The 22,861-nt window shown below is 64.5% G+C and carries 15 protein-coding genes and 1 pseudogene; 6 read left to right on the top strand and 10 right to left on the bottom strand.

What is annotated here, in order from left to right:
- The 3 genes from H6A21_RS06960 to H6A21_RS06950 form a co-directional block, all read right to left on the bottom strand.
- A partial coding sequence (locus H6A21_RS06960; protein WP_204561819.1) for an HAD-IC family P-type ATPase occupies positions 1–577 on the bottom strand: 577 nt, incomplete at its 3' end.
- A 535-nt stretch (positions 578–1,112) separates the two neighbouring features.
- Positions 1,113–2,423, bottom strand: a complete 1,311-nt coding sequence (locus H6A21_RS06955; RefSeq protein WP_204561816.1) for an Nramp family divalent metal transporter — start codon at positions 2,421–2,423, stop codon at positions 1,113–1,115.
- A gap of 111 nt (positions 2,424–2,534) precedes the next feature.
- Complete coding sequence (locus H6A21_RS06950; RefSeq protein WP_204561813.1) at positions 2,535–3,506, bottom strand: dihydrodipicolinate synthase family protein; 972 nt, start codon at positions 3,504–3,506, stop codon at positions 2,535–2,537.
- A 420-nt stretch (positions 3,507–3,926) separates the two neighbouring features.
- Here H6A21_RS06950 and H6A21_RS06945 point away from each other — a divergent pair, with 420 nt between their 5' ends.
- The gene (locus H6A21_RS06945) at positions 3,927–4,928 is read left to right on the top strand and encodes a LacI family DNA-binding transcriptional regulator (protein WP_204561810.1); all 1,002 of its coding nucleotides are present in this window, start codon (positions 3,927–3,929) and stop codon (positions 4,926–4,928) included.
- A gap of 41 nt (positions 4,929–4,969) precedes the next feature.
- Here H6A21_RS06945 and H6A21_RS06940 read toward each other — a convergent pair whose 3' ends face one another.
- Positions 4,970–6,154 (bottom strand): MFS transporter, encoded by a 1,185-nt coding sequence (locus H6A21_RS06940; RefSeq protein ID WP_204561807.1) that lies wholly within the window; start codon positions 6,152–6,154, stop codon positions 4,970–4,972.
- A gap of 509 nt (positions 6,155–6,663) precedes the next feature.
- Between H6A21_RS06940 and pyk the strand changes: the two genes are divergently transcribed.
- Complete coding sequence (gene pyk, locus H6A21_RS06935; RefSeq protein ID WP_204561804.1) at positions 6,664–8,124, top strand: pyruvate kinase; 1,461 nt, start codon at positions 6,664–6,666, stop codon at positions 8,122–8,124.
- Between the two features lie 171 nt (positions 8,125–8,295).
- Positions 8,296–9,279: a hypothetical protein gene (locus H6A21_RS06930; RefSeq protein WP_204561801.1), complete on the top strand. Its 984-nt coding sequence runs from the start codon at positions 8,296–8,298 to the stop codon at positions 9,277–9,279.
- Between the two features lie 374 nt (positions 9,280–9,653).
- Here H6A21_RS06930 and H6A21_RS06925 read toward each other — a convergent pair whose 3' ends face one another.
- The 3 genes from H6A21_RS06925 to pheS form a co-directional block, all read right to left on the bottom strand.
- Positions 9,654–10,466, bottom strand: coding sequence for a hypothetical protein (locus tag H6A21_RS06925; RefSeq protein ID WP_204561798.1), 813 nt, complete (start codon positions 10,464–10,466; stop codon positions 9,654–9,656).
- 133 nt (positions 10,467–10,599) lie between these two features.
- The gene (pheT, locus tag H6A21_RS06920) at positions 10,600–13,065 is read right to left on the bottom strand and encodes a phenylalanine--tRNA ligase subunit beta (RefSeq protein WP_204561796.1); all 2,466 of its coding nucleotides are present in this window, start codon (positions 13,063–13,065) and stop codon (positions 10,600–10,602) included.
- Between the two features lie 171 nt (positions 13,066–13,236).
- A complete protein-coding gene (pheS, locus tag H6A21_RS06915) occupies positions 13,237–14,313 on the bottom strand; it encodes a phenylalanine--tRNA ligase subunit alpha (protein WP_275052480.1) in 1,077 nt (358 codons plus the stop codon).
- A 780-nt stretch (positions 14,314–15,093) separates the two neighbouring features.
- Here pheS and H6A21_RS06910 point away from each other — a divergent pair.
- Together H6A21_RS06910 and H6A21_RS06905 are read left to right on the top strand one after the other, a co-directional pair.
- Positions 15,094–16,626 carry a carboxypeptidase M32 gene (locus H6A21_RS06910; protein WP_204561794.1) on the top strand — a complete coding sequence of 511 codons (1,533 nt, stop codon included), beginning with the start codon at positions 15,094–15,096 and terminating at the stop codon, positions 16,624–16,626.
- Between the two features lie 200 nt (positions 16,627–16,826).
- Positions 16,827–17,774 carry an SPFH domain-containing protein gene (locus H6A21_RS06905; RefSeq protein WP_204561792.1) on the top strand — a complete coding sequence of 316 codons (948 nt, stop codon included), beginning with the start codon at positions 16,827–16,829 and terminating at the stop codon, positions 17,772–17,774.
- 123 nt (positions 17,775–17,897) lie between these two features.
- Here H6A21_RS06905 and glmM read toward each other — a convergent pair whose 3' ends face one another.
- Complete coding sequence (glmM, locus tag H6A21_RS06900) at positions 17,898–19,238, bottom strand: phosphoglucosamine mutase (protein ID WP_204561789.1); 1,341 nt, start codon at positions 19,236–19,238, stop codon at positions 17,898–17,900.
- Between the two features lie 310 nt (positions 19,239–19,548).
- Here glmM and H6A21_RS06895 point away from each other — a divergent pair.
- Positions 19,549–19,767, top strand: a pseudogene (locus H6A21_RS06895) (amino acid ABC transporter ATP-binding protein); the annotation flags it as partial.
- Positions 19,768–19,970: 203 nt separating this feature from the next.
- Here H6A21_RS06895 and H6A21_RS06890 read toward each other — a convergent pair.
- Together H6A21_RS06890 and H6A21_RS06885 are read right to left on the bottom strand one after the other, a co-directional pair.
- Positions 19,971–21,707: an acetolactate synthase large subunit gene (locus tag H6A21_RS06890; RefSeq protein ID WP_204561773.1), complete on the bottom strand. Its 1,737-nt coding sequence runs from the start codon at positions 21,705–21,707 to the stop codon at positions 19,971–19,973.
- A 158-nt stretch (positions 21,708–21,865) separates the two neighbouring features.
- Positions 21,866–22,849, bottom strand: coding sequence for a DMT family transporter (locus H6A21_RS06885; RefSeq protein ID WP_204561770.1), 984 nt, complete (start codon positions 22,847–22,849; stop codon positions 21,866–21,868).
- Positions 22,850–22,861 lie beyond the last annotated feature (12 nt).

Here is a 22,861-nt window from a genome sequence, read left to right as displayed (position 1 = left end):
CGGAATCAGCGGCGAGCTCGATGGCATCGGTGTGCTTCTCGACCGGCACGGACTCGCCGGTCAGGGCTGCCTCCTCGATCTTCATCGAGGCGCTCTCGAGCACGCGGCAATCGGCGGGAACCGAGTCGCCCGCCTCGAGCAGGATGATGTCGCCAGGCACGAGCTCGGACGAGTGCAGCATGACGAGTTTGCCGTCGCGGATGACCTTGGACTGGGCGGCGCTCATCTCCTGCAGGGCAGCCAGCGCCTCCTCGGACTTCGCCTCCTGGATGACGCCGAGGGCGGAGTTGATGATGACGACGGCCATGATGATGACGACGTCTGCCCATTCGGACTCACCCTGGATCATGCCGGTCACCGCGGAGATCACGGCGGCGACGATGAGCATGATGACCATCGGGTCGGCCATCTGCTGGAAGAAGCGGATCCACAGCGGGGTCTTCTCTTCCTCATCCAGCTTGTTCGGGCCGACTTCCGCCAGACGCTGTTGCGCCACACTGGCGGTAAGGCCGGTTTCGGCATTCGAGGATTGCTCCTCGAGCACCTCCTCGGCCGAAGCCAAGTATTCCTTCTGCATACCTTGCTTCCCCCTCTTGGGAACAACGTGCCGACCAGCAGAATTTGCCCGATCTTAATTCCCTCGAAGAAGGGCAAGGGCCTCTAGAGGCTGCTAACCGGTCGGCGGCTTGCAATAGTTGAAATAGTACCTCAAATCTCCACAGGTTCCACAAAGGTCCCGCCGCCGCATGCATGCGCCGCACGCCGGAAAACCGAAGGCAGCGCGCTCGTTTCTCCCCTCTTGGCTTGCTGGGACAACGCGCCTACCTGCCCGTCTGGTGCAGCCGAGCGGCACCTATCCATCGGTGAACGGTACGGGCGCCCCTCCCACCCGCGCACCGGCCAGGCAAGCGGCGGCGCGCCGCCCGCATGTTGCAGCAACGTTTCGGCAATCCGATGCGCGCCTCGCATGGGGTAGAGTAGCGAGGCGTCGCGTGCCCGCAGATACGCGCACGGGGGCCCGCCTTGCAAAGCGAGCCCCCGTACACACGGAAAGGGGGAGACAAGTTTTTCCGACGTAAGGACGTGCGCCAACAGGTCCTTACGCGTGTGCGCTACATGATCGAGCCCAGGAAGTTGGGAACGGCACGATAGAGCGCGAAGAGCATGAGCGCGGTGTAGAAGATGTAGCTCACCGTCATGCAGATCTGCAGGGCACGCGGCGCCTTCAGACCACGGCTGACATCCTTGCGCCAGATCATGCGCGTGATGAAGAAGCCGGCGGTCGGCGTACCGATGCTCGTCAGAACGTTGGAGAAGTAGGTCAGCTGGATGGGCGAGCTGCCGTAGGCGAACGCGATGGCCATGGCTCCGACCAGGATGCACGCGGCGGTGATCTTGATGTTCTTGGAGTCGAGGCCCGTCGGCAGGTTCAGGCCCGCGTTCAAAAACACCGAGCAGCGGCCGGTGTTGCCCATGATGGCGGCGAAGGCCGCAGCGAGGAAGGCGACGCCCATGACGAGGTTCGCGAACTGACCGAAAGCGGGCTCAAGCATGACCGCGAGGTTGCCGATGTTCTTGATCTCCTGACCGGTCGGGTTCAGCACGATGGCGCCGACCATGATGACCACGCCGGAGATGACGACGGTACCGAGAACCTGGGCCAGCGCGTCGGAAACCATGACGCCGTTGAAGAGGTCCTGCTTCTTCCACTCCTTCTCGACGCCCAGGTACGTGCCGTACATACCGGCAAGCACGGAGGCGGAGGAGCCGAGGAAGCCGAGCACGGTCACGAGGCTGCCCTCAGGGAACTGCCACTGCACGAGACCGGATCCGGCTGCTGCCCAGTCGGGACCGCCGGTCATGACGAGCACGACAATGAAGGCGATCGCCATGACGGCGATGCAGACGGTGACGGCCTTCTCAATCTTGCCGTACACGCCCTTCAGGAAGTAGCACAAAAACACGAAGACCATGACGATGGCCGCGCCTATCTTCCAGTCTATGCCGAAGATCAGGCTCATGCCCGCGCCGATACCGGCGACGTTGCCGATGTTGAAGCAGACGCAGGCGAAGAAGGTGACGAGGCCGACGAATGTCGCCGCGGCGTTGCCGTAGTACTCGCGGATGGCGTCGATGGTCGGCTTGCCCGTTGCCATGCCGAGGCGATAGGCGACTAAGATGAAGGTCGTGCCCATGAAGATGACGGGCAGAAGGACCCAAAGGAGCTGGTAGGCGTAGTCGCCGCCCAGCATAGCGGAGGTGGTCAGGGAACCGGGGCCGAGCTGGATGCCGGCAAGCACGAAGCCGGGACCCATGCGCTTCAGCAACTCGGTGATCGGTAGGCGCTTGACGCTTGAGGGTTCGAAACCGAAGACGTTATCGGCAGGGGCGAGGCCCTCATCGACAGCGGTGGTGTCTGCCATTGAGAAGCTCCTCTCTATAAAAGAGGGGCGGCCACGCGACCCATTAGGAGCTATTTGGGTTCGCGATGGCCGCCCGTAATCACACGCAGGGCGTATGGGAGATATGAACCCTTACGCGAACTGGGTCATATCGACCTTGTCGAGGCCAGACTTCTTGATGCCCTCGGCAACCCAGTCCTTCTCTTCCTGGTTGAGCGGGAGAACGGGCTTGCGCATGATGGCGTTGGTGAAGATGCCGCGCTGGTACAGGGTCTCCTTGAGGCGAGCGTGAGCCTCACCAGAGGGCTGGCCGCCGCCGTAGATGGCCTGAGCGATGTGATAGATGCGGTCGGACCAGTCCTGGGCCTCCTTGAGCGTGTGCTCGGCGGGGTTCTTGAAGACATCCCACGCCGGGCAGATGAGCTCGGGCACGCAGCCGGCGAAGCCGATGAGGGCGCCGTCCATGCCGGTGAACCAGGAGGGGCAGAGGGTCTCGTCGTGGCAGGTGATCAGCGAGATGTCCGGGCACTCCTCACGCAGGACGCGGACGTCGTGCTCGTAGATGGAGGTAACGCGGGTGCCCATCTTGATGCACTTGACGTGGTCGATCTCCTTGCACATCTTGACGAGGGTCTCGACGGGATAGAAGGCCTTGGAGGTCGCGGGATACAGGTGGATGATGATGTCGATGTCGGCGCCCTCGGCAACGTCCTTGACGTACTCGAACGGGGCATCCGGGTTCATGCCGAAGCGGAGCCACATGTGAGGCGGCATGAGCAGGATGCCGTCAGCGCCGGCCTCCTTGGCCTCGCGAGCCATCTCGATGGCGCCCGCGGTGTGCTCGCAGTTGACACCGGAGATGATGGTCATGCAGTCGCCGCACTCCTCAGCGCAGATCTCGGTGACGCGCTTGCGCTCGGGCTGGGTCAGGCTGGTGATCTCGCCGGTGTGGCCGTTGCAGACCAGGCCCTCGATGCCCTTGCCGTAGAAGGACTTGATCCAGCGCAGGTAGGCGCGGAACTCGGGCTCGTTGATGGAGTAGTCCTCGTTCAGAGGCACGGAGACGGCCGGGAAGATGGTCTTGAAGGTAACGGTCTTAGCCATGGTCGAAAATCCCTTCTCACGCTTTTGACTTGTGCGGGGTAGCTGCTCCCGCGTAGCAAGTAATGCAAACGTTTGCTTTGCTTGACCTGTATTAAAGCCTGTTCTTCGGACCAATTCAATGAATTATGCAAGCCTTGCAACAAATTGCACGGACGGTACGCTCGCCCTCAAATACCTACCGTTCATCCTCAAAACACAAGGTAACCTATGATTTAGTGCTTTTTGTACTGCAGGATTCCACTTCGATATTGAAGTTCATCATTTGCAGACATATTTGTGCAATCGTTTGTATTATCACAATATAATCTATGAACTATTCGGCTTTGGACTTGCACAACTGGCACGTGCGGGGCCATATTTATGAGGAAACTCCCGGACACCGTTTTGCCCGACGGTCTACATATATAGAAGGGAGGCGCCATGCCGACCCTGAAAGACGTTGCCCAGCTGGCAAACGTCGACGTGAGCACCGTCTCGCGCGCACTCAACAACACCGCTCACGTGCATCCCGCCACCAAGGCGCGCATCCTCAAGGCGGCAAAGGAGCTGGGCTACCGCCCCAACCCCATCGCCCAGGGGCTGCGCCGCGGACGGCAGCATACGATCGGCATCGTGGTCCCCCGTCTGCAGCTCACGATTTTCGCCGAGATCGCGCAGGGTGTGGAAGAGGAGGCCCAGAAGCTCGGGTACTCCATTATCTTCGCCAACAGCAACGACGACCCCAAGCTCGAGGCCGAAAGCCTGAACCGCATGCGCAGCGGCTTCGTCGACGCGATCATCATCGCAGGCACGGGCAAAAACGGCCGTCTCATGCGCGACATCCAGACGGAGGGCACGCCCGTCGTACAGGTCGTCCGCATGCAGGAGCAGAGCCTGAGCAGCGTCGTGGCAGACTACTACGCCTGCAGCTACGAGGCGATCCACTACCTGATGGAGAAGGGTTGCCGCGAGATCGGCCTCATCAACAGCCCCCGCTCCATCTCCCCCTACAAGCGCCGCTACGACGGCTACCGCGACGCGATCCGCGAGCACGGACTCGAGAGCATCTGCGTCACGCCGTCGAGCAACCTGGAACCCAACAACTTCGAGTACGGCTATCGCTGCGCGGCGCGCCTGCTCGACGAGCACCCGAACCTCGACGCCATCGCGGCCGCCGTGGACATCCAGGGGCTCGGCGCGATGCGCGTCCTGCACGAGCGCGGTCTCAAGTGCCCCGACGACATCCGCGTCATCTGCCTCACGGGACACGCCATCGGACGGATGCTCGAAACGACCATGACCGCCATGGAGATCCCCGCCATCGAGATGGGCCAGAAGGCCGCGCGCATGGCGGTGGAGGCCATCGAGGCGCAAGGCGGTGCGGCAGCCGCCCGTCAGCACCTCGTGTTCTCCCCCACCCTCGTCGTGCGCGAGAGCGCGTAAGGGGCGCCCGGCTGTCCCCATCGGGGACAGCGCCCCGCGCGCTACATGCGGCGCAGGCCCTTCGAGCACGCGTAGACCGCGAGCGCCGCGGGAACCGTGATGGCAAGAATCGGATAGAACAGGTTGAGGTCGACCGAGCCGAACAGCACGCCGCCGATCATGGGGCCGACCGCCATGCCGATATCGAGCCCCATATAGTAGGTGCTGTTCGCCATGCCGGCGTGCTCGGGGCCCACGAGGCGCACGGCCGTCGACTGGCAGACCGAACACATGATGCCGTAGCCGCCCGCCATGCACGCGGCGGCGACAAACATCGCGACGTTGCCGCGCATGAGGGTGAGCAGCGCCAGCGACGCGATGGCCGAGGCGGACGCCGCGAACAGGAACGGGCCGAACTTCACGGTGTCGAACTGGCGCTTGAGCAGATAGCGCATGGCGAGCAGCACGATAGCGTAGACCGGGAAGAACATGCTGACGGCGACGTCGAGCCCGCGCGCCGCGACGAAACTCACGAGAAACGACTGCGTAGCCATATAGGGAATCGTGAACAGCGCGATGATGAGCGCGGCCGGTACGACGCGGACGTCGACGATCGCGAGCTTGCGGGCGGGGTGCTCAGATGCGTCGCCCTGCTGCGCACTCGCGCCCACGGGCTCTCCGGGGTTGCTCACGAACTGTACGAGCACCATCGTCATGGCCGCCATGGCACCGCCGAAGACGAGCGCCGGGCGATACCCGAACGCGTCGCTGATCGCCAGGGCGATGGCCGGACCGACCGCCATGCCGAGCGCATTCATCATGCCGAACATGCCCATGCCGCTGCCGACGTGCTCGGGCGGCAGCAGCGAGGCGAACCAGGTCGACATGCACACAGAGCAGAAGGCGTAGCCCGCCCCGCTGATGAGTCGCAGCACCGCCACCTGCATGGGGTCGGTCACGAAGGCGTAGAGCGTCGTCGAGGTGGCGAGCACGATGGAACCGATCGTGGCGATGCGGCGCTTGCGCATGATGTCGGAAAGGTTACCGGCGATGGGGCGCATCACGAGCGAGCAGACGTTCATGAGGCCGCCGATGACGCCCATGAACGCAGCCGTGGCGCCCAACGATCCGGCGAACCCCGAGATCACGGGGGTCACGAGCATCGTGCTGCTCAGATAGAAAAAGCTCGCCGCGAGCATCACGCGGGCATCCCGAGAAAGCCCGCGACCCGTCCTGCCGTCCGCCATAGCCACCACCAGCCCTCATCTACCAGGCGCCCGCTGCCATCGATCGACCGCAAGGCACCTCACCATCTGATTTCGGGCCCAGTGTAGCCACGTCTAACTCTCACTTCAACGCTCCAGACGTTTGAAATGTTCGACCGGAGCATTTCTGCAGCTTTTTGCAAACCGCAGGTCAAAGGGGTGGCGAGCGCCCGCAACGTTTGCGGCATACCGCAGCGCATCCGACCGTCGCGCGGCGCATGAAGTGGCGCCATCACGCCTATGCTCTCGTCCGGCGCGCGCAAAGCGCCGCCCCCGGTGCAGCCCGCGCAATAATGTGGAAAACCTGAAGCATATAAACTGCTTTACCCGTTCCCGTCACCGTATCTCGTAGTATGGGATGGTTCTCGTAGAGGGTGTGTGGCATCTCGTCAGTAACGCAACCTTTACTGACGAACGCGGGCATTTCGCCTATAATATGCCAGCGATAATTCGTTTTATCAGCGCAAAGACACTGTCAGTTGGAGGTCTGCATGTACAAGCGCACCAAGATCGTATGCACCATGGGTCCCGCCTGCGACAACGACGAGACGCTTCGCGAGATGATCAAGAGCGGCATGAACGTCGCCCGCTTCAACTTCTCGCACGGCTCCTATGAGGAGCACCACGAGCGCATCGAGCGTGTCCGCCGCATCTCCCGCGAGCTCGGTATCCCCGTGGGTATCCTGCTCGACACCAAGGGCCCCGAGGTCCGCACCGGTCTTCTGAAGGACCACGCCAAGATCACCGTCAACGAGGGCGACAAGATCATCGTCACCGCTCAGCCCACCTCCGAGGACTGGCTCGGCGACGAGACCCACATCTCCCTCGACTACCTCGAGCTCCCCTCCGAGGCCGAGCCCGGCTCCCTCATCCTGATCGATGACGGCCTGGTCGCCCTCGAGGTCGAGAGCATCGACGGCCAGGACATGCACTGCATCGTCAAGAACACCGGCGTCATCGGCGAGCGCAAGGGCGTGAACATCCCCAACGTCGAGATCGGCCTGCCCGCCATCACCGACCGCGACCGCGAGGACATCCTGTTCGGCATCAAGGAGAACATCGACTACATCGCTGCCTCCTTCATCCGCAACGCCCAGGCCGTCGAGGAGATCCGTCACCTCTGCCGCCTGAACGGTGGCGAGCACATCACGATCTTCCCGAAGATCGAGTGCGCCCTCGGCGTCCAGAACTTCGACGCCATCCTCGAGGCCTCCGACGGCATCATGGTCGCCCGTGGCGACCTGGGCATCGAGATCGCGCCCGAGCTCGTGCCGCACATCCAGAAGGAGATCATCGCCAAGTGCAACGCGGCCTACAAGCCCGTCATCACCGCGACCCAGATGCTCGACTCCATGCAGCACAACCCGCGCCCGACCCGCGCTGAGGTTGCCGACGTCGCGAACGCCATCTACGACGGCACCGACGCCGTCATGCTCTCCGGCGAGACCGCTGCCGGCCAGTATCCGGTCGAGGCCGTGAAGATGCAGGCCCACATCGCGCACGAGACCGAGAAGCACCTCCCGGTCCACGCGCCGCTCAAGGCCCCCGAGAACGCTCACGGCACCCGCGTCATCAACAACGTCGTGGGTATGTCCGCCGTGAACATGGCCACCGTCGTCGGCGCCAAGTGCATCACCGTGCCGACCACGACCGGCCGCACCGCCCGCCTGATCTCGCACTTCCGCCCGAACGTGCCCATCTGCGCCTTCTCCCGTCATGAGTGGGCCGTTCAGCAGATGATCATGTACTGGGGCGTCGACCCGCACTTGGCCGCTATCACCCAGGGCACCGTCAACGGCACGATCATCAAGGCGATCGAGACCGCCAAGGAGCTCGGCTACGTCAAGGAAGGCGACCTGACCGTCGCTACCGCCGGCGATCCGCGCATGTCCATCCACCTCGATGGCAAGGCGACCTCCACGAACGTCGCGTACGTCGCCCAGGTCCGCTAAACGCCGCGCCTGATACACGCACCGCGCACACTGCATGCCAGCCCCTGTCTTCGGACAGGGGCTTTTTTCTTTTTGCGACTCTGTGTACTCATAAAGATGAGTTTTATATTCTCTAGGTTATCTGTAATAATTTCTTTTGTGTATTAATGTTTTGCATGTAGTATTACATACATGAAGACCGTGTATTTGACTGAGAACCCTTCGCTTGAGCTGATGCGCCTCGGAGCCTACCCGCGCCCGAGCGCACCCTCTACGCTCGCCATAGGCGAGCTCGCCTGTCGTGCGCGCGGCGTTCGCGATATCCGCCCGCTTCTTCGGGTCTCGTCGATACTGCCACTACTTCCCCTCCCCTATCGCATCTTCGTTCCCGCGAAGGCGGATCGACGTCCCTCCAAACTTGTAAACTGCCAGGTAATTCCCCCGGTCCGCGGTGGCGTTGACTTCATTGAGCTCGATGAATGCTGCAAGGGCTTGAGCCCTGAGATGACATATATCCTGTTCTGCCGAGCTAAGCCGCTCGCTCTGCGAGCACAGCTCGGCCTCGAGCTGTGCGGAACCTATGCCACGGCGCCCGAACACTACCCTGAGATGGCAACGCAGTACGATCCCGAGCCTCTCACGAACGTCTCTTCTATCACGGCTGCACTCGAACGGTTTGTCAGAGAGCCGGACAGCATAGCCGCCCGTCAGGCACTGCACTATGTGCAAAACAAATCGGCCTCCCCCATGGAATCGGCCCTGTTGCTCCTGCTGTGCCTGCCACCTGCCGAGGGTGAGTACGGCTTGCCGATTCCCGAACGTAATGCCGACCTGCCGATCATTGCCTACCTAGGGCAACAGCATGATGAGAAAACGCGCTACGGAGACCTTGTCTACCGGGAAGCGCAGCTCGTTTTGGAATACCAAAGCCTCCTCTACCATGATGAACCGGGCTCTAAGCACGCCGATGAAGACCGTCGTGACGATATCGAGGCCATGGGCTATACCGTGATGTTCATCACGCCCGAGCGTCTGCAGGATTTCGATTGCTTCGAGGGCATTGTGCAGCGAATCGCCCACCATCTTGGCCTTGCGCCGGCATGCGTCCCCCTGGGACTGACGCCGGAGAAGCGGTCACTTCGGCGATTGCTGCTACCCGCATCGTGGAATGTATAAGATTCAGCAAGCAGCGGTCAGTTACTGTATAAAAAACTCTGAGTAGCGGAGGCTCAAAAACAGCACTTATCACAAGATATTGTGAGGGGTACGATTTTTGGGTGCCTTTTCCCCATCGGCGGAAGACCTTCATCATTTGTCCAGTTTTTTCCTGCGGAAACGCAGCGCCTTTGCGAACGGTGGAGCAATCGCACCGAAAAAACGTACCAATCACAATATTTTATATGTATTCATACTTTTTCAGGCCTGCACTAGCAGAAGGATGAGGCCATGGAGACCGCCGGCATACCGGACGCTTTCGCACACCGGCATCGCCTCCGGAGCACCATGTGAAAACCCGCAGCCGAGCGGAGAGGAATACGCCCTCGGTGCGCCTACAGCCGTTCCTCGAGGGCACGGTCGGTGGTGTCGAGCACCTCGGCAAACGTGATCTCGAAGAAATCCTCGGTCAGCAGCTGATACGGAGCATGCGCGGGGGCGCCGTTCGTGCGCACGATCTCGTGGGTGACCACGATGGCGTCGTGCACATGGTCGCTTGCGATCGGATACTGGGGAAACGCCGCGGCGGCAGCCACCAGTTCAGGCGTTTCACGCGGGATGGACGTGATGGGAAGCATCTTGCCGAACCCGTCAAAATCGCCCTGCTTCTTGATGCGGAACTGCTCGGAGGGCTTGCCGCCGTGCTCGTCGAGAAATTGATTGACCCGGGTATTCCACAGGTTGTCGGCAACGAGATGGGCCCAGGTGCCCAGCACGAGATCGAACAGGGTCCGCGCGGCGCTCGGCAGCGCGGTCTCCCCCGCCTCAGTCACCGGAGCAGCGGCGTCATCGGACTCGAAGCGCTGCGGGAAATGAATTCGGTCGATGGCCGCGCGTTCCTCGACGATGCTCGTGGGCACAACCGTAACGCAGCGGGAATCCGCCTCGCCGAGCTGCTCGAAAAGCGGCATGACATAGGTGTCCCAGAACTCCCGCTCGCGCGGTTTCGGGATGAACTCCGGCGCTGCGAAATGGGTCGTGCGGTAGGGAATGGGATCGGTGATGCCGGGAACCATGTACCCCACCATGATATCGGGCACGAGGTTACCGAACAGAAACGCGTTCGCATCGCGCACCGTGCGCGCCACCGCGCCGCCGCGCTCGAGCAGCCGCTCGGCCTGGGCGATATGGATGTTCCAGCTCGGCATCGCGCACCGATCCCTTCATGCGGCGGGGGCCCGCACATGCAGGCCCCCGATTAACGTATCTCAAGCCTTTGCGGCGCCGGCGGGTCGCCACCGGGGCGCCGCGGGCTCCATCAGCGACGAAAAAGAGCCTGCCTTAGGAGCGGACCTCGCCGCCGGTGGCCTTGCACACCTTGGTCACGAGCTTGGTGTGGGCGCGTTCGACCTCCTCCGAGGTGAGCGTGTGATCATCGGAGCGATACGTGAGCGCGAACGCCATCGACTTCTTGCCCTCGCCCACGCGGACGGGATCGCGATAGACGTCGAACAGGCGCACGCCGGAAAGCAGCTTGCCGCCGGCGCTCACGATGCGACGCTCGAGGTCCTCGCAGGTCACCGACTCGTCGACCACAATCGCCAGGTCGTGCTCCACGCTCGGGAAGCTCGAGAACTCGTGGTAGGCATCCTGGTTGCGCGCGCCGGCGATGAGCGCGTCGAAGTTGAGCTCGAACGCGACGACCGGCAGGGCGATGTCCATGGCCTCGCGCGCCTTGGGGTGGATCTCGCCGACCCAGCCGAGCACGGCGCCACCCGAGAGCACCTCGGCACCGCGACCGGGCTGCAGGAAGGAATAGGCCTCCCCCTCGGCGGGACGGAAGCGCACCTTCTCGATGCGCAGCTGGGCGAGCAGCTCCTCCACGACGCCCTTGCCGTCGAAGAAGCGCAGCGGCTTGAACTTCTGGTTCCAGGTCACGTCGCCCATGGCGCCGGACAGCACGCCCGCCACGCTCATGCGCTCCTTCGGCTTGCTCGCGTTCTCGCGGCCGTGGAACAGGCGGCCGATCTCATAGAGCTGCACGTTGGGAGTGCCGTGCGCCTCGTTATAGGCGACCGAGCGCAGAAGGCCCGGGATAAGCGAGCGGCGCATCTCGGTCTGGTCGGCGACGAGCGGATCCATGAGGACAACGGGACAGCCGCGCCCCTCCTCGGACATGCCGATCTTCTTGAGGTCGTCGGCGGCGGCGAAGGCGAACGTCGTCGTCTCGTTCAGCCCGCAGGCGCGCAGGATCTGGCCGACCTTGCGCGTCAGGTGCTGCTCGCGCGTGAGTCCGCCGATGTGGTTTTTCGCGGCAGGGATAGTCGCCTCGACGCGGTCCATGCCCCACAGGCGCAGAACCTCCTCGATCAGGTCGATCTCGCGCGGCAGATCGGGGCGGAAGCTCGGGGGCACCACAGCGAACACGGTCTCGCCGTCCTTGGAGGAGCGCGTCACCGTGCAGCCGAGGCGCGTGAGGGCGCGCTCGACGAAATCGGCCTCGATGTCGGCGCCGCAGATGGCGTGCACGCGCGCAAGGCGCAGCGTGAGCTCGGGCTGCTGCTTGGGCGCCGGGTACACGTCCACGTAGCCGGGCGCAACCTCGCCGCCGGCGAGCTCCTCGATGAGTGCGCAGGTGATGTTCGCCACGTCGACGCAGCCGGTCTCGTCGACCTGACGCTCGAAGCGGATGGAGGCGTCAGAGATGAGCGAGAGGTCACGGCTCGTGTGCGAGGTGCGGCCGGCGTCGAAGCAGGCGCTCTCGACCATGACGTCGACGGTGTCATCCTCGATCTCGGAATCCATGCCGCCCATGACGCCAGCGAGGGCCACGGGACGCTCGCCGTCGGTGATGAGCGACATGCCCGCGGATAGCGTGCGCTCGACGCCGTCGAGCGTGGTGAAGGTCTCCCCCTCGCGCGCGGCGCGCACGACCACGGAGCGGTGCCCGTCGCGGGCGGCGAACGTCGAGAGGTCGAAGGCGTGCAGCGGCTGGCCGGTGAGCATCATGACGTAGTTCGTGATGTCCACGATGTTGTTGTGCGTGCGGATACCCAGCGCGTTCAGGCGCTGGACCATCCAGTCGGGGCTGGGGCCGACCTTCACGTTGCGGACGATGCGGGCCACGTAGCGGTCGCACATGCCCTCGCCGTCGATCGTGACGGACAGCTCGTCGGCGGTCGGGACGCCCACCTCCTGCTTAATCTGGGGGTACTCCACGTGATAGTCGCGGTCGTAGATGGCGCCGACCTCGCGGGCCATGCCGACCATCGACAGGCAGTCGGGACGGTTCGGCGTGATCTCGCAGTCGAGCACGGTCTCCGAGGTACCCTGGTACTGCGCGAACGGCACGCCCACCGGCGCGTCGGGCGGCAGGATCATGATGCCGGAGTGGTCGCCGGACAGGCCGAGCTCGCGCGCCGAGCAGTTCATGCCGAAGGACACGACGCCGCGCAGCTTGGACTTCTTGATCTTGACGCCACCGGGCAGCTCGGCGCCGATCAGGGCCGTGACGATGTGGTCGCCCTCGTTGAAGTTCTGGGCGCCGCATACGATCTGCAGCGGCTCGGGCTTGCCGTCCTCGCCGAGGTTGTACGAGCCCACGTCGACCTTCGTGACCCACATGTGATCCGAGTCGGGATGGGGCTCCTTGGATACGATCTGGGCCGTGACCACGTGGTCGAACGACTCGCCCACGGTGTCGACGGACTCCACCTCGGTGCCCGTGCGGATGAATTCGGCAACGAGATCAGCCGGGTCCTCCGGCAGCTCGATCATCTCGTTGAGCCAGCTATAGGGAACGCGCATTGCGATTTCTCCTTAATGACTAACAGACAGGTTCCACCTGTCGCCAAACGGTCTTGCTCTTGACACGCCTGGAGGCCACACCCCCGGCCGCGCCGCGAACCGGCGTCTTCGATCCCGCGGGGGCAGCAGAGCAGAAGCGTGCTCGCGCCCGCGCCGCGGCAGACAGCCAACCTAGAACTGATTGAGGAAGCGCATGTCTCCCGCCATCAGGGTCCTCAGGTCAGGCAGGTCGTAACGGAGCGCCGCGACGCGCTCGACGCCAATGCCGAAGGCGAAACCGGAGTAGCGCTCCGGGTCGATACCGCAGTTCACGAGCACGTTCGGGTCGACCATGCCGCAGCCCAGAATCTCGATCCAGCCGGAGTGCTTGCAGAAGCTGCAGCCCTCGCCGTGGCACACGCCACAGCTCACGTCCACCTCGCAGGACGGCTCGGTGAAGGGGAAGAAGTGCGGGCGGTAGCGGGTCTTGCGCTCGGAGCCGAACATGCACTTCACGAAGTAGTCGAGCGTGCCCTTGAGGTCGCCGAACGTGATGCCCTCGTCGACGACGAGGCCCTCGACCTGGTTGAACTGGGGCAGGTGGCACGCATCGGGCGTATCGGGGCGGTAGACCGTGCCCGGCGCGATCATGTAGATGGGCGGCTTTTGGCTCTCCATGGTGTGCACCTGCACGCCGGAGGTCTGGGTGCGCAGCAGCACGTCGGACTCGCCATGGGCGTGGGCCTCGGCGTGGGCGCAGGTGCCCGGCGCGTTGTCCACGACGTAGAACGTGTCGCGCGCGCTGCGGCTCGGATGGTCCATCGGGGCGTTCAGCGCGGTGAAGTTGTAGTAGGTCGTCTCCACGTGCGGACCGTCCTCGACGGTGTAGCCGATGCCGCAGAAGACGTCCTCGATCTCCTCGATGATCTGGTTGATGAGATGCTGATGACCGATGGTGGGGCGGGCGCCCGGCAGGGTGACGTCGACGGCCTCGGTGGCCATCAGGGCAGCCATCGCCTCGCTCTTGAGAGCGCCGCCGCGACGCTCGAGCAGGCCCTCGGCAAGACGGCGCAGCTCGTTGGCGCGCTTGCCGAGCACCGGACGCTCCTCGGGGGCGACCTTGCCCATCATATGCATCACCGAGGTGATCTCGCCTTTGCGGCCGAGCAGCGCCACGCGCGCCTGCTCGAGCGCCTCGGGGCTCTGCGCGCCCTCGATCATCTCCTTGGCCTTGGCTTCAAGCTGGTCAAGGTCTTCGATCAGACTCATAACTCTTCCCTTCCTACACAAAAAGCCGTCCTTGCGCGAAGGATCATCCCTCGCGCAAGGACGGCTGAAACCGCGGTACCACCTTGCTAGGCTGCCGGTTGTCTGCCCGGCATGCCCTCTTGAACCCGATATCGCCCGGGCGGGCGGCTTCCCTACTCAGACGGTGCGCTGCGGCACGTCCGTTCAGGTCGCTGCTCGGGAGTGAACGCTGCGCCCTTGTCCTCGCAAGGAAGGCTTGCAGCCGGTGACCTTCCCTCTCTTATGCGGAACGCGGCGGGCGCAACCCTCTCCGTCATCGCGTTGGGGGCAAGGATAGCACAAGGCCGCCCCGCTCGCAGGGCGAAAACGGGTGCCCGCATGAAAGCGCAGACACCCTTCGAATCTCTGAGGCGTACCGATCGAAGCCCCGTACGGGGCCTCCCACCCCGATTGGTTGCACGTCAAGGTCGCGCTGCTATCTATTTCCGGTATTAGGTTCGCCACCGGACGGTCCCCGCCTCGCCTCGAAGATTCGATGCGAAAGGCCCAGTTGGGCACTGGCCGACTCCGGCGTTCCCGCTGCGCGGCCACATCCCGGAGCCTAAAAGCGGATATACGTTGTAGCCGGCGAGCTACAACCGACCGCAGCAGAAGCTGAGACAGAACACGAACGCCCCGAATGGGCGCCCCTCGGCATCCCCGATAGGAACAGGGCGCCACCGACCGGACGCGCGTGCCCGCCGCACGCACCCAAACCGGCTACACTGGAAGGCGAAGCGACGCTTTTGGGAGGAGACCGCCATGGGCAACAGCAAGGGCAAGCACGACGTGAAGAAACTGGGCAAGAAGTTCAGGAAGCTCGAGCGCAAGCTGTGGAACTACGAGTACCTGATGAAGGTCACGCAGTTCGACGGCGCCACCATTGCGCCCGAGCACGGCGCCGCCGCGCGCGGCGAAGCCCTCGCGGCGCTGTCCGGCGCCCACCATGCGCTGCTCACGAGCGACAGCTCGCGCGCGCTCGTCCACGACCTTGCGAAGGCTGTGGCGCGCGGCAACGTCACCGGCCAGCTCGCCGACGAGGTCCGCGTGCTCGCGCGCGACCAGCGCGAAGCCAGCGCCATCCCCACCAAGGAGGAAGAGGCCTGGACGCGCCTCACCTGCGAGGCGGACGCCGTGTGGCACAAGGCGAAGCTCGCGAACGACTGGGCGTCGTTCGAGCCGTACGTCGACCGTATCGTCGAGACCGCCAAGCGTCACGCCGGCTATCTCGACAGCTCGAAGGACCCCTATGACGTGCTGCTCGACCAGTACGAGCGCGGCCTCACCTCCAAGGCGTTCGACGCGTTTTGCAACCAGGTGCGCGCCACGGTCGTGCCGCTCGTGCACGCCATCGTCGAGCACGGCCGCCAGCCCAACGCGAGCTTTTTCGCCGCCCGCGTGCCCGCAGCGCTGCAAGAGCAGATCTCGTTCGACCTCATCGACCTTATGGGCATCGACCGCGCCGACACGGCCCTCGCCTTTACCGAGCATCCGTTCTCGGAGGGCTTCGCCGCGGGTGACGCGCGCATCGCCACCCATATCTACGAGGACAACCTCATCTCGAACGTCTACTCCGTCATCCACGAGGCGGGGCATGCCGCCTACGAGCTGGGCGTCGACCCCGCCTACAGCTATACGTGCCTGGCCGGCGGAACGTCGATGGGCATCCACGAGAGTCAGTCGCGCTTCTTCGAGAACATCATCGGCCGCAGCCGCCCGTTCATGGGACCCCTGCTCGAGGTGCTGCGCCGCCGCGTACCCGCCGTGTTCGGCAGCGTGTCCGAAGACGACCTCTACCGCGCAGTCAACATCGCCCAGCCCTCGCTCATCCGCATCGAGGCCGACGAGCTCACCTATCCCCTGCACATCATGATCCGCTACGAGATCGAGCGGCTTTTGTTCTCAGGAGAGGCGACCGCGGCGGACATCCCGGGGCTCTGGGCGGATCTCACGAAGAGCTACCTGGGCATCGAGGTGCCCGACGACGCCCACGGCTGCCTGCAGGATACGCACTGGTCGGGCGGCGACTTCGGCTACTTCCCCACCTACGCTTTGGGCAGCGCCTACGGCGCGCAGTACGTGAGCGCCATGGTGGCCGACGGCGTCGATCTGGGCGCGGCGTGCGCGGCGGGCGACCTGACACCCGTGCGCGACTGGCTCGAGCGCAAGATCTGGCGCTGGGGTCGCAGCAAGGACGCGCCCGAGCTCATCGAGCTCGCCTGCGGCGCGCCGTTTAACGCGACGTACTACTGTGACTACCTCGCCAAGAAGTTCGGCGCGCTCTACGCGCTCTAGGGCAGCAGCATCCGAGGTTTTCACGGCCGGGGCACCTGGTGCGCGCTGTTGTGACCACCGCATCCCCGGCCAGTAGTTGCACACCGTACCTCTCAGGAGGGCCGCCGAGCTGCTCGGCGGCCCTCCCCTTATGCATTCCTGCTAGTATGTGAGTACCCTGCACCTGTTGGCATCACGTCCCTTCGTTCTAAGGATGCGTCATGTTCCTCTTCACGATCGTGCTCATCGTCCTCATCCTGCTCGTCGTGAGCATCGTGGCCGGCAATCTGTTCTTCGTGGTCAAGCAGCAGCACGCCGTCATCATCGAGCGGCTCGGCAAGTTTAACCGCATCGTCGGCGCCGGCTTCCACGCCAAGATCCCCTTCATCGACCGCAAGGCCGCGACCGTCAGCCTGCGCACGATGAAAAACGGCTTCGATATCGACGTGAAGACCGAAGACAACGTCACCATCGGCCTCGAGGTGTCCGCGCAGTACCACGTGAGCTACGAGCTCGGCAACGCCCCGCAGGAGTCCGGCGTGTACAAGAGCTACTACATGCTCCAGCAGCCCGTGGCGCAGATGCGCGACTTCATCACCGACGCCCTGCGCAGCTCGATTCCGGTCTACACGCTCGACGAGGTGTTCGCCAAAAAGGACGACATCGCCAAGGACGTGAACGCCACCGTCTCCGAGCAGATGGCCGCCTACGGCTTCACGCTCGTCTCGACCCTCATCACCAAGATCGCGCTGCCCGCTGAGGTCGAGAACTCCATGAACCAGATCAACGCCGCCCAGCGCACGAAGGCCGCCGCGCAAGATCTGGCCGAGGCCGACCGCATCCGCCGCGTCACCGAGGCGAAGGCCGAGGCGGAAGCGATGGAGCAGGCCGGCGAGGGTATCGCCAACCAGCGCAAGGCCATCGCGCTCGGCATCAAGGACTCGCTGGAGATCATCCAAGAGACCGGCGTGGGCAACGACGAGGCGAACCTGCTGTTCATGTTCACGCAGTGGACCGAGATGATGAACGAGTTCGCCAAGAGCGGCAAGAGCTCCACCGTGGTGCTGCCGACCGACTTCCGCGCCTCCGCGAGCATGTTCGAGCAGATGATCGCCGCCGGCGAGGCGAACGAGGCCGGCAACGTGCCGCCCGTACCGCCTGTGCACTAGGAAAGCGGCCTTCCGGGGACAGGCCGGAAGCGCACGGCGACATATGCAAACGCGCTGCGGGCGCATCCGGATCATCCGGGTGCGCCCGCAGCCTGTTGACGGTCGTTGAATATCGGATCGCGCCTACTCCACCCGGAAGGGCTCGAGGGCATTCAGCGTGAAGGCGCTCGCCTCGCGGCACAGGTCGCTCGTCGGCGCCTCGGCGAGCACGCGCACCAGCGGCTCGGTACCGCTCGCGCGCACGAGCACGCGGCCGCGGTCGCCCAGGAACTCCTCGGCCTGCTTCACCGATGCGAGCACGGCCTCGTCGTTCATGGCGGCGTCCTTGTCGCTCACGCGCACGTTCGTGAGCAGCTGCGGATAGAGCTTCACCGGCGCGCACAGCTGCGAGAGCGTCTCGCGCTCGGCGCGCAGCACCTCCATCACGCGCAGGCTCGTCATGATGCCATCGCCCGTGCACTCGATGTCGCCGAAGATGATGTGGCCGGACTGCTCGCCGCCCAGGCTGTAGCCGTTCGCGCGCATGCAGGCGTAGACGTTCTTGTCGCCCACGGCGGTCGTCTCGTAGGAGAGGTGCGCCTCGTCGAAGGCCTTGAACAGGCCGTAGTTGCTCATGACGGTGGGCACGACGGTGCCGCCGGTCAGACGCCCATGCTTGTTCAGGTACACGCCGCACACGTAGAGGATGAGATCGCCGTCGACCACGTTGCCGCGCTCGTCGACCGCAAGGCAGCGGTCGGCGTCGCCGTCGTAGGCGAAACCCACGTCGAGCCCCTGCTCGACGACGTGACGGCGCAGGCGGTCGATATGGGTGGAGCCGCAGTCGACGTTGATGTTGAAGCCGTCCGGCGCGTTGTTGATCACGCGCACGTCGGCGCCCAGGGCGTCGAAGACGGGCTTGGCCACCGAGGAGGCGGAGCCGTTCGCGCAGTCCAGGCCGATCTTCACGCCCTGCAGCGAGAAGTTCGCGCTCGCGATCAGGTGGGCGATGTAGCGGTTGCGCCCCTGCATGTAGTCGACCGTCGCGCCGATGGCGTCGCCGGTGGCGAGCGGCACCTCGCACTCGCCGTCGATATAGGACTCGATGAGCTCGAGGACGTCCTCGTCCATCTTATAGCCCTCGCCGTTCACGAGCTTGATGCCGTTGTCGGTGTAGGGGTTGTGGGAGGCGGAGATCATGATGCCGCAGTCGAAGCGCCCGTCGACCGTCTCGTAGGCCACGCCGGGCGTGGGGATGACGTGCAGCAGGTACGCATCGGCACCTGACGCCACGAGGCCCGCCACGAGCGCGGACTCGAACATGTAGCTCGAGCGGCGCGTGTCCTTGCCGACCACGATGCGCGCCTTGCGCTCCTGGCGCGCTCCGTAATACCAGCCGACATAGCGGCCGATCTTGAAGGCGTGGTCGACAGTCAGACCGAGGTTGGCCTCACCGCGAAAGCCGTCGGTGCCGAAGTATTTCATAGTCGTTCCCTTCCGACCTGTTCGTGCGCATCGCCCGCGTGCGCGCGGGATGCATCATATCGTCGATAAACTGGACTACGCCAGCGGCATCATTGTAGCGTGCGCCCACCGCCCGCAACACCCCGTACCGCACTCGACACGGAATGTGCGGTCCCGGCAGCGATTTAGCCCGTCAGCGGTGCGGCACCGTTCTTGACCGATACACCCTGAAGTCCTCCCTGGGGGCGCAATTCGCTGTCCGTTTTGCCTGAACGCCTTGGACCCGAAAGGGGGCCCGGACATTTTCTTGGACGGGCCTATGCGGCCAGGCGGGGCGTTGCTGAACGTCATGCACGACCTCGCGCAAAGCGGCATGACCATGGTGGTCGTCACGCACGAGATGGCCTTCGCGAAGGGCGTTTCGGATCGCGCCATCTTCATGGATGACGGCGTGATCTTGGAGGAAGGCTCCCCGCGCCAGCTGTTCAGCCACCCCGTGCACGACCGCACGCGCGCCTTCCTCTCCCGCTACCTGGACGATCGCGCGTAAGCATCCAACACACGCTCGGAAGATGCCCGGGAGCATCCCGAAACATAAAGCCCGGAGCCTGGGCGGAAATGGCGGTTCGCACCGCTTCCGACCGGGCACCGGGCTTTATGTTTTACCAGCTACCACGACGACCTGCGCACGCGCCGCGCCGGGGCGGTGCGAGCGGGGCGAACCATCATGCAGCTCAGCCCCCGCCGGATGCCCTACCGGCCGGCATGGGCGCGCAGGCGCTCGGTCAGCGCCATGTTCTCGGAATAGTCGACCGGCACGGTCACGACCGCGGGCTCGCCGCAGGCGAACGCCTCCTCGAGCGTCGGGATGAGCGCCTCGGTGCTCTCGACGCGAAACCCGCGGCACCCCATCGCCTCGGCGTACGCCTTGAAGTCGGGGTTGGTGAACGACACGCCGTACGTGTCGCCGAACTGCTCCTCTTCCTTCCAGCGGATGAGCCCGTAGTGCTCGTCCTCCCAGATAAGCGTCACGAACGGCACGTGCTCGCGCACCGCGGTCTCGAGCTCCTGGCTGTTCATCATGAAGCCGCCGTCGCCGCACACCGCGAGCACGCGGCGCTCGGGATGCAGGAGCTTCGCCGTGAAGGCGGCCGGCACCGCAAAGCCCATGGAGGCGAACCCGTTGGAGATCAGACACGTCTTCGGCTCGAAGCAGGGGTAGTCGCGCCCGATCCAGATCTTGTGCGCGCCCACGTCCGACACGAGGATGTCCGAGTGGCCCAGAACCCGCCGGATGTCGCGCACGATGCGCGCCGGCTTCACGGGATAGGCGTCGCTTGCCGCCATGTCGTCGAACTCCCGGCGGAGCCGCTCGCCGATCGAGAGCATCTCATGCGGCACCGTCGTGCGGTGCGCTGCGCGCATGATCTGGTAGATGCTGTCGGTGATGTCGCCTATGACCTCGACATCGGGGTCATAGAACTGGTTGACGTCGGCGGGCGTGACGTCGATGTTCACGATCTTCATGGGATGCGTGTTCCACTTGGTCGGCACGCACTCGATCAGGTCGTAGCCGATGCCGATAACCAGGTCGGCGCGATCGAAGGCGTCGATGATGATATCGCGCTGCGGAATGCCCACCACGCCCAGCCGATAGGGGCAATCGGCGCTCACCAGCCCCTTTCCCATCATGGTCTGCGCCACGGGGATGCGCAAGCGCTCCGCCATGAACGTGATGGCCTGCGAGGCCATCGCGCGCACCGCCGACGCGCCCGCCAAGATCAGCGGGGAGCGCGCCTCGGAGATGAGACGGGCCGCCATAGCCACCGACGCGGGGCTCGCAAAGGTCTCGGGTTCCTGCTGGCGGCGCATGGGGCGCGAGGGGCTGGGCATGTGCGCCACGTTCTTCGGCAGGTCGATATGGGTGGCACCCGGCTTCTCGGCCTCGGCGTACTTGAACGCCAGCCGGCAGACCTCGGCCACCGTGTCGGGACGCATGACGATCTTGCTGCGCTTGGTGATGGGGCTGAACATGGCGGAGAGGTCCAGATACTGGTGGCTCGTGAACTGCATGAGCTCGCTGGAGACCTGACCGGTGATGGCCACGAGCGGCGCGCCGTCCAAAAACGCGTCGGCGACCCCGGTCACGAGGTTCGTGGCGCCAGGTCCGAGCGTCGCAAAGCACACGCCCGGCTTGCCGGTCAGCCGTCCGTAGGCGTCGGCCATGAAGGCCGCCCCCTGCTCATGGCGGGTCACGATCACGCGGATGCCGCTCTTCTTGAGGGCAAACATGAAGTCGAGGTTCTCCTCGCCCGGGATGCCGAACACGGTATCGACCCCCTCGGCGACCAGGCATTCGACAAGCACCTCGGCGCACGTCTTCTCGTGCGGGCCCGCAGGCGGCACCTCGTGCGCGCCCCCGGCGGCCGCATCCTCGCGTCGCCGTGGCGAATCGATATCGTTTGTGCAGGTGCAGGCGGTCGCGTGCATACTATCCCCCTCTACTCGACGTCATGCGAGCTGAGGATACGGCGGGCGGCCGGGCACCATCCGGCGCACGGCCGCCCGTCAAGAAGGCGAAACCGCCGCGAAACGCGGTCGAAACGGGAGCGGGCGGCGCGGCGCGCACTCGGCGGGGCGCCGGCGCGCTACACCGTCAGGAACATCATGGCGATGATGAGCACGAAGCCCACGATGTCGGTGCCCGAGAAGGCGGTGCCGAGCATGAGGGCGCTCGTCACCGTTGCGGAGACCGGCTCGGTCGTGCCGATGAGGCCGGCGCGCATGCTGCCGATGTTCTTCACGCCCTGCATGTAGAGCAGATACGCCAAAAACGACCCGATGAGCACGAAGACGGCGAGCATCTCGACACCGCCCAGATCGAGCGGCGGGATGTTGCGCCACGGCTGCACGAACAGCGAGGTCACGATGCCCGAGAGAAACATCGCCGACCCGGTAACGATCGTGGAGCCGTACACGGGCAGGATCTTGACGGGCAGAATCGTGATGAGCGCGGCGCCGAGCGCGGTGAGCAGGCCCATGGCAAGCCCCAGCGGCGGGATGGACAGGCGGGTGAGGTCGCCGCCCGTGGAGATGAGCAGCGTGCCGGCAAGGGCGAGCAGCAGGCCCGCGATCTCGCGCTTGCGCGGGCGGCGGCGAGCGCTCACGCAGGTGTAGGCCATGATGAACACGAGCTGCAGGCACTGCAGCACCGTGGCCGTGCCCGCGTTCGTGAGGCGGACGGAGTTCAGGTAGAAGAACTGGTTGGCGAGCAGGCCGCAGAACGTGAAGACGAGCTGTTGGCGCCGGTGCGACGGGGTGGTCCACAGCTTGATGAAGCGCTTGCGGTCGAACAGCAGAATGATGATCATGAACAGGCCGCCGGCAAGCAGCTGGCGCGTGGACATGAGCCACATGGTGTCAACGTGGTAGACGTCGAACAGCGCGCTCGCGGCGGTGCCGGAAAAGCCCCAGAACGATCCGCCGAACAGGGCGCAGAGCACGCCGATGATCATGCGCCGCGACGCCTGGCTGTTCAGGCGCTCGCGCCATGCGCGGCGGGTGGCACGCGAGGCGGCGTCCGCACCGGTGGGTACCGTGCTTTCCCTCTGCACCGTGCGCTCCTCCGCCATACACTCCCCCTT

The sequence above is a fragment of the Collinsella tanakaei genome (assembly GCF_016902615.1).
Lineage (GTDB): Bacteria > Actinomycetota > Coriobacteriia > Coriobacteriales > Coriobacteriaceae > Collinsella > Collinsella tanakaei_A.
Note: the sequence above shows the minus strand (reverse complement) of the source record. Positions and strands in the feature narration are given on the sequence as shown.

Coding starts and splice junctions, on each gene's coding strand:
- pyk (WP_204561804.1), top strand. CDS start 6,664: ATGTACAAGCGCACCAAGATCGTATGCACCATGGGTCCCGCCTGCGAC.
- H6A21_RS06930 (WP_204561801.1), top strand. CDS start 8,296: ATGAAGACCGTGTATTTGACTGAGAACCCTTCGCTTGAGCTGATGCGC.
- glmM (WP_204561789.1), bottom strand. CDS start 19,238: ATGAAATACTTCGGCACCGACGGCTTTCGCGGTGAGGCCAACCTCGGT.
- H6A21_RS06905 (WP_204561792.1), top strand. CDS start 16,827: ATGTTCCTCTTCACGATCGTGCTCATCGTCCTCATCCTGCTCGTCGTG.
- H6A21_RS06885 (WP_204561770.1), bottom strand. CDS start 22,849: ATGGCGGAGGAGCGCACGGTGCAGAGGGAAAGCACGGTACCCACCGGT.
- H6A21_RS06890 (WP_204561773.1), bottom strand. CDS start 21,707: ATGCACGCGACCGCCTGCACCTGCACAAACGATATCGATTCGCCACGG.
- pheT (WP_204561796.1), bottom strand. CDS start 13,065: ATGCGCGTTCCCTATAGCTGGCTCAACGAGATGATCGAGCTGCCGGAG.
- H6A21_RS06945 (WP_204561810.1), top strand. CDS start 3,927: ATGCCGACCCTGAAAGACGTTGCCCAGCTGGCAAACGTCGACGTGAGC.
- H6A21_RS06955 (WP_204561816.1), bottom strand. CDS start 2,423: ATGGCAGACACCACCGCTGTCGATGAGGGCCTCGCCCCTGCCGATAAC.
- H6A21_RS06950 (WP_204561813.1), bottom strand. CDS start 3,506: ATGGCTAAGACCGTTACCTTCAAGACCATCTTCCCGGCCGTCTCCGTG.
- H6A21_RS06940 (WP_204561807.1), bottom strand. CDS start 6,154: ATGGCGGACGGCAGGACGGGTCGCGGGCTTTCTCGGGATGCCCGCGTG.
- H6A21_RS06925 (WP_204561798.1), bottom strand. CDS start 10,466: ATGCCGAGCTGGAACATCCATATCGCCCAGGCCGAGCGGCTGCTCGAG.
- pheS (WP_275052480.1), bottom strand. CDS start 14,313: ATGAGTCTGATCGAAGACCTTGACCAGCTTGAAGCCAAGGCCAAGGAG.
- H6A21_RS06910 (WP_204561794.1), top strand. CDS start 15,094: ATGGGCAACAGCAAGGGCAAGCACGACGTGAAGAAACTGGGCAAGAAG.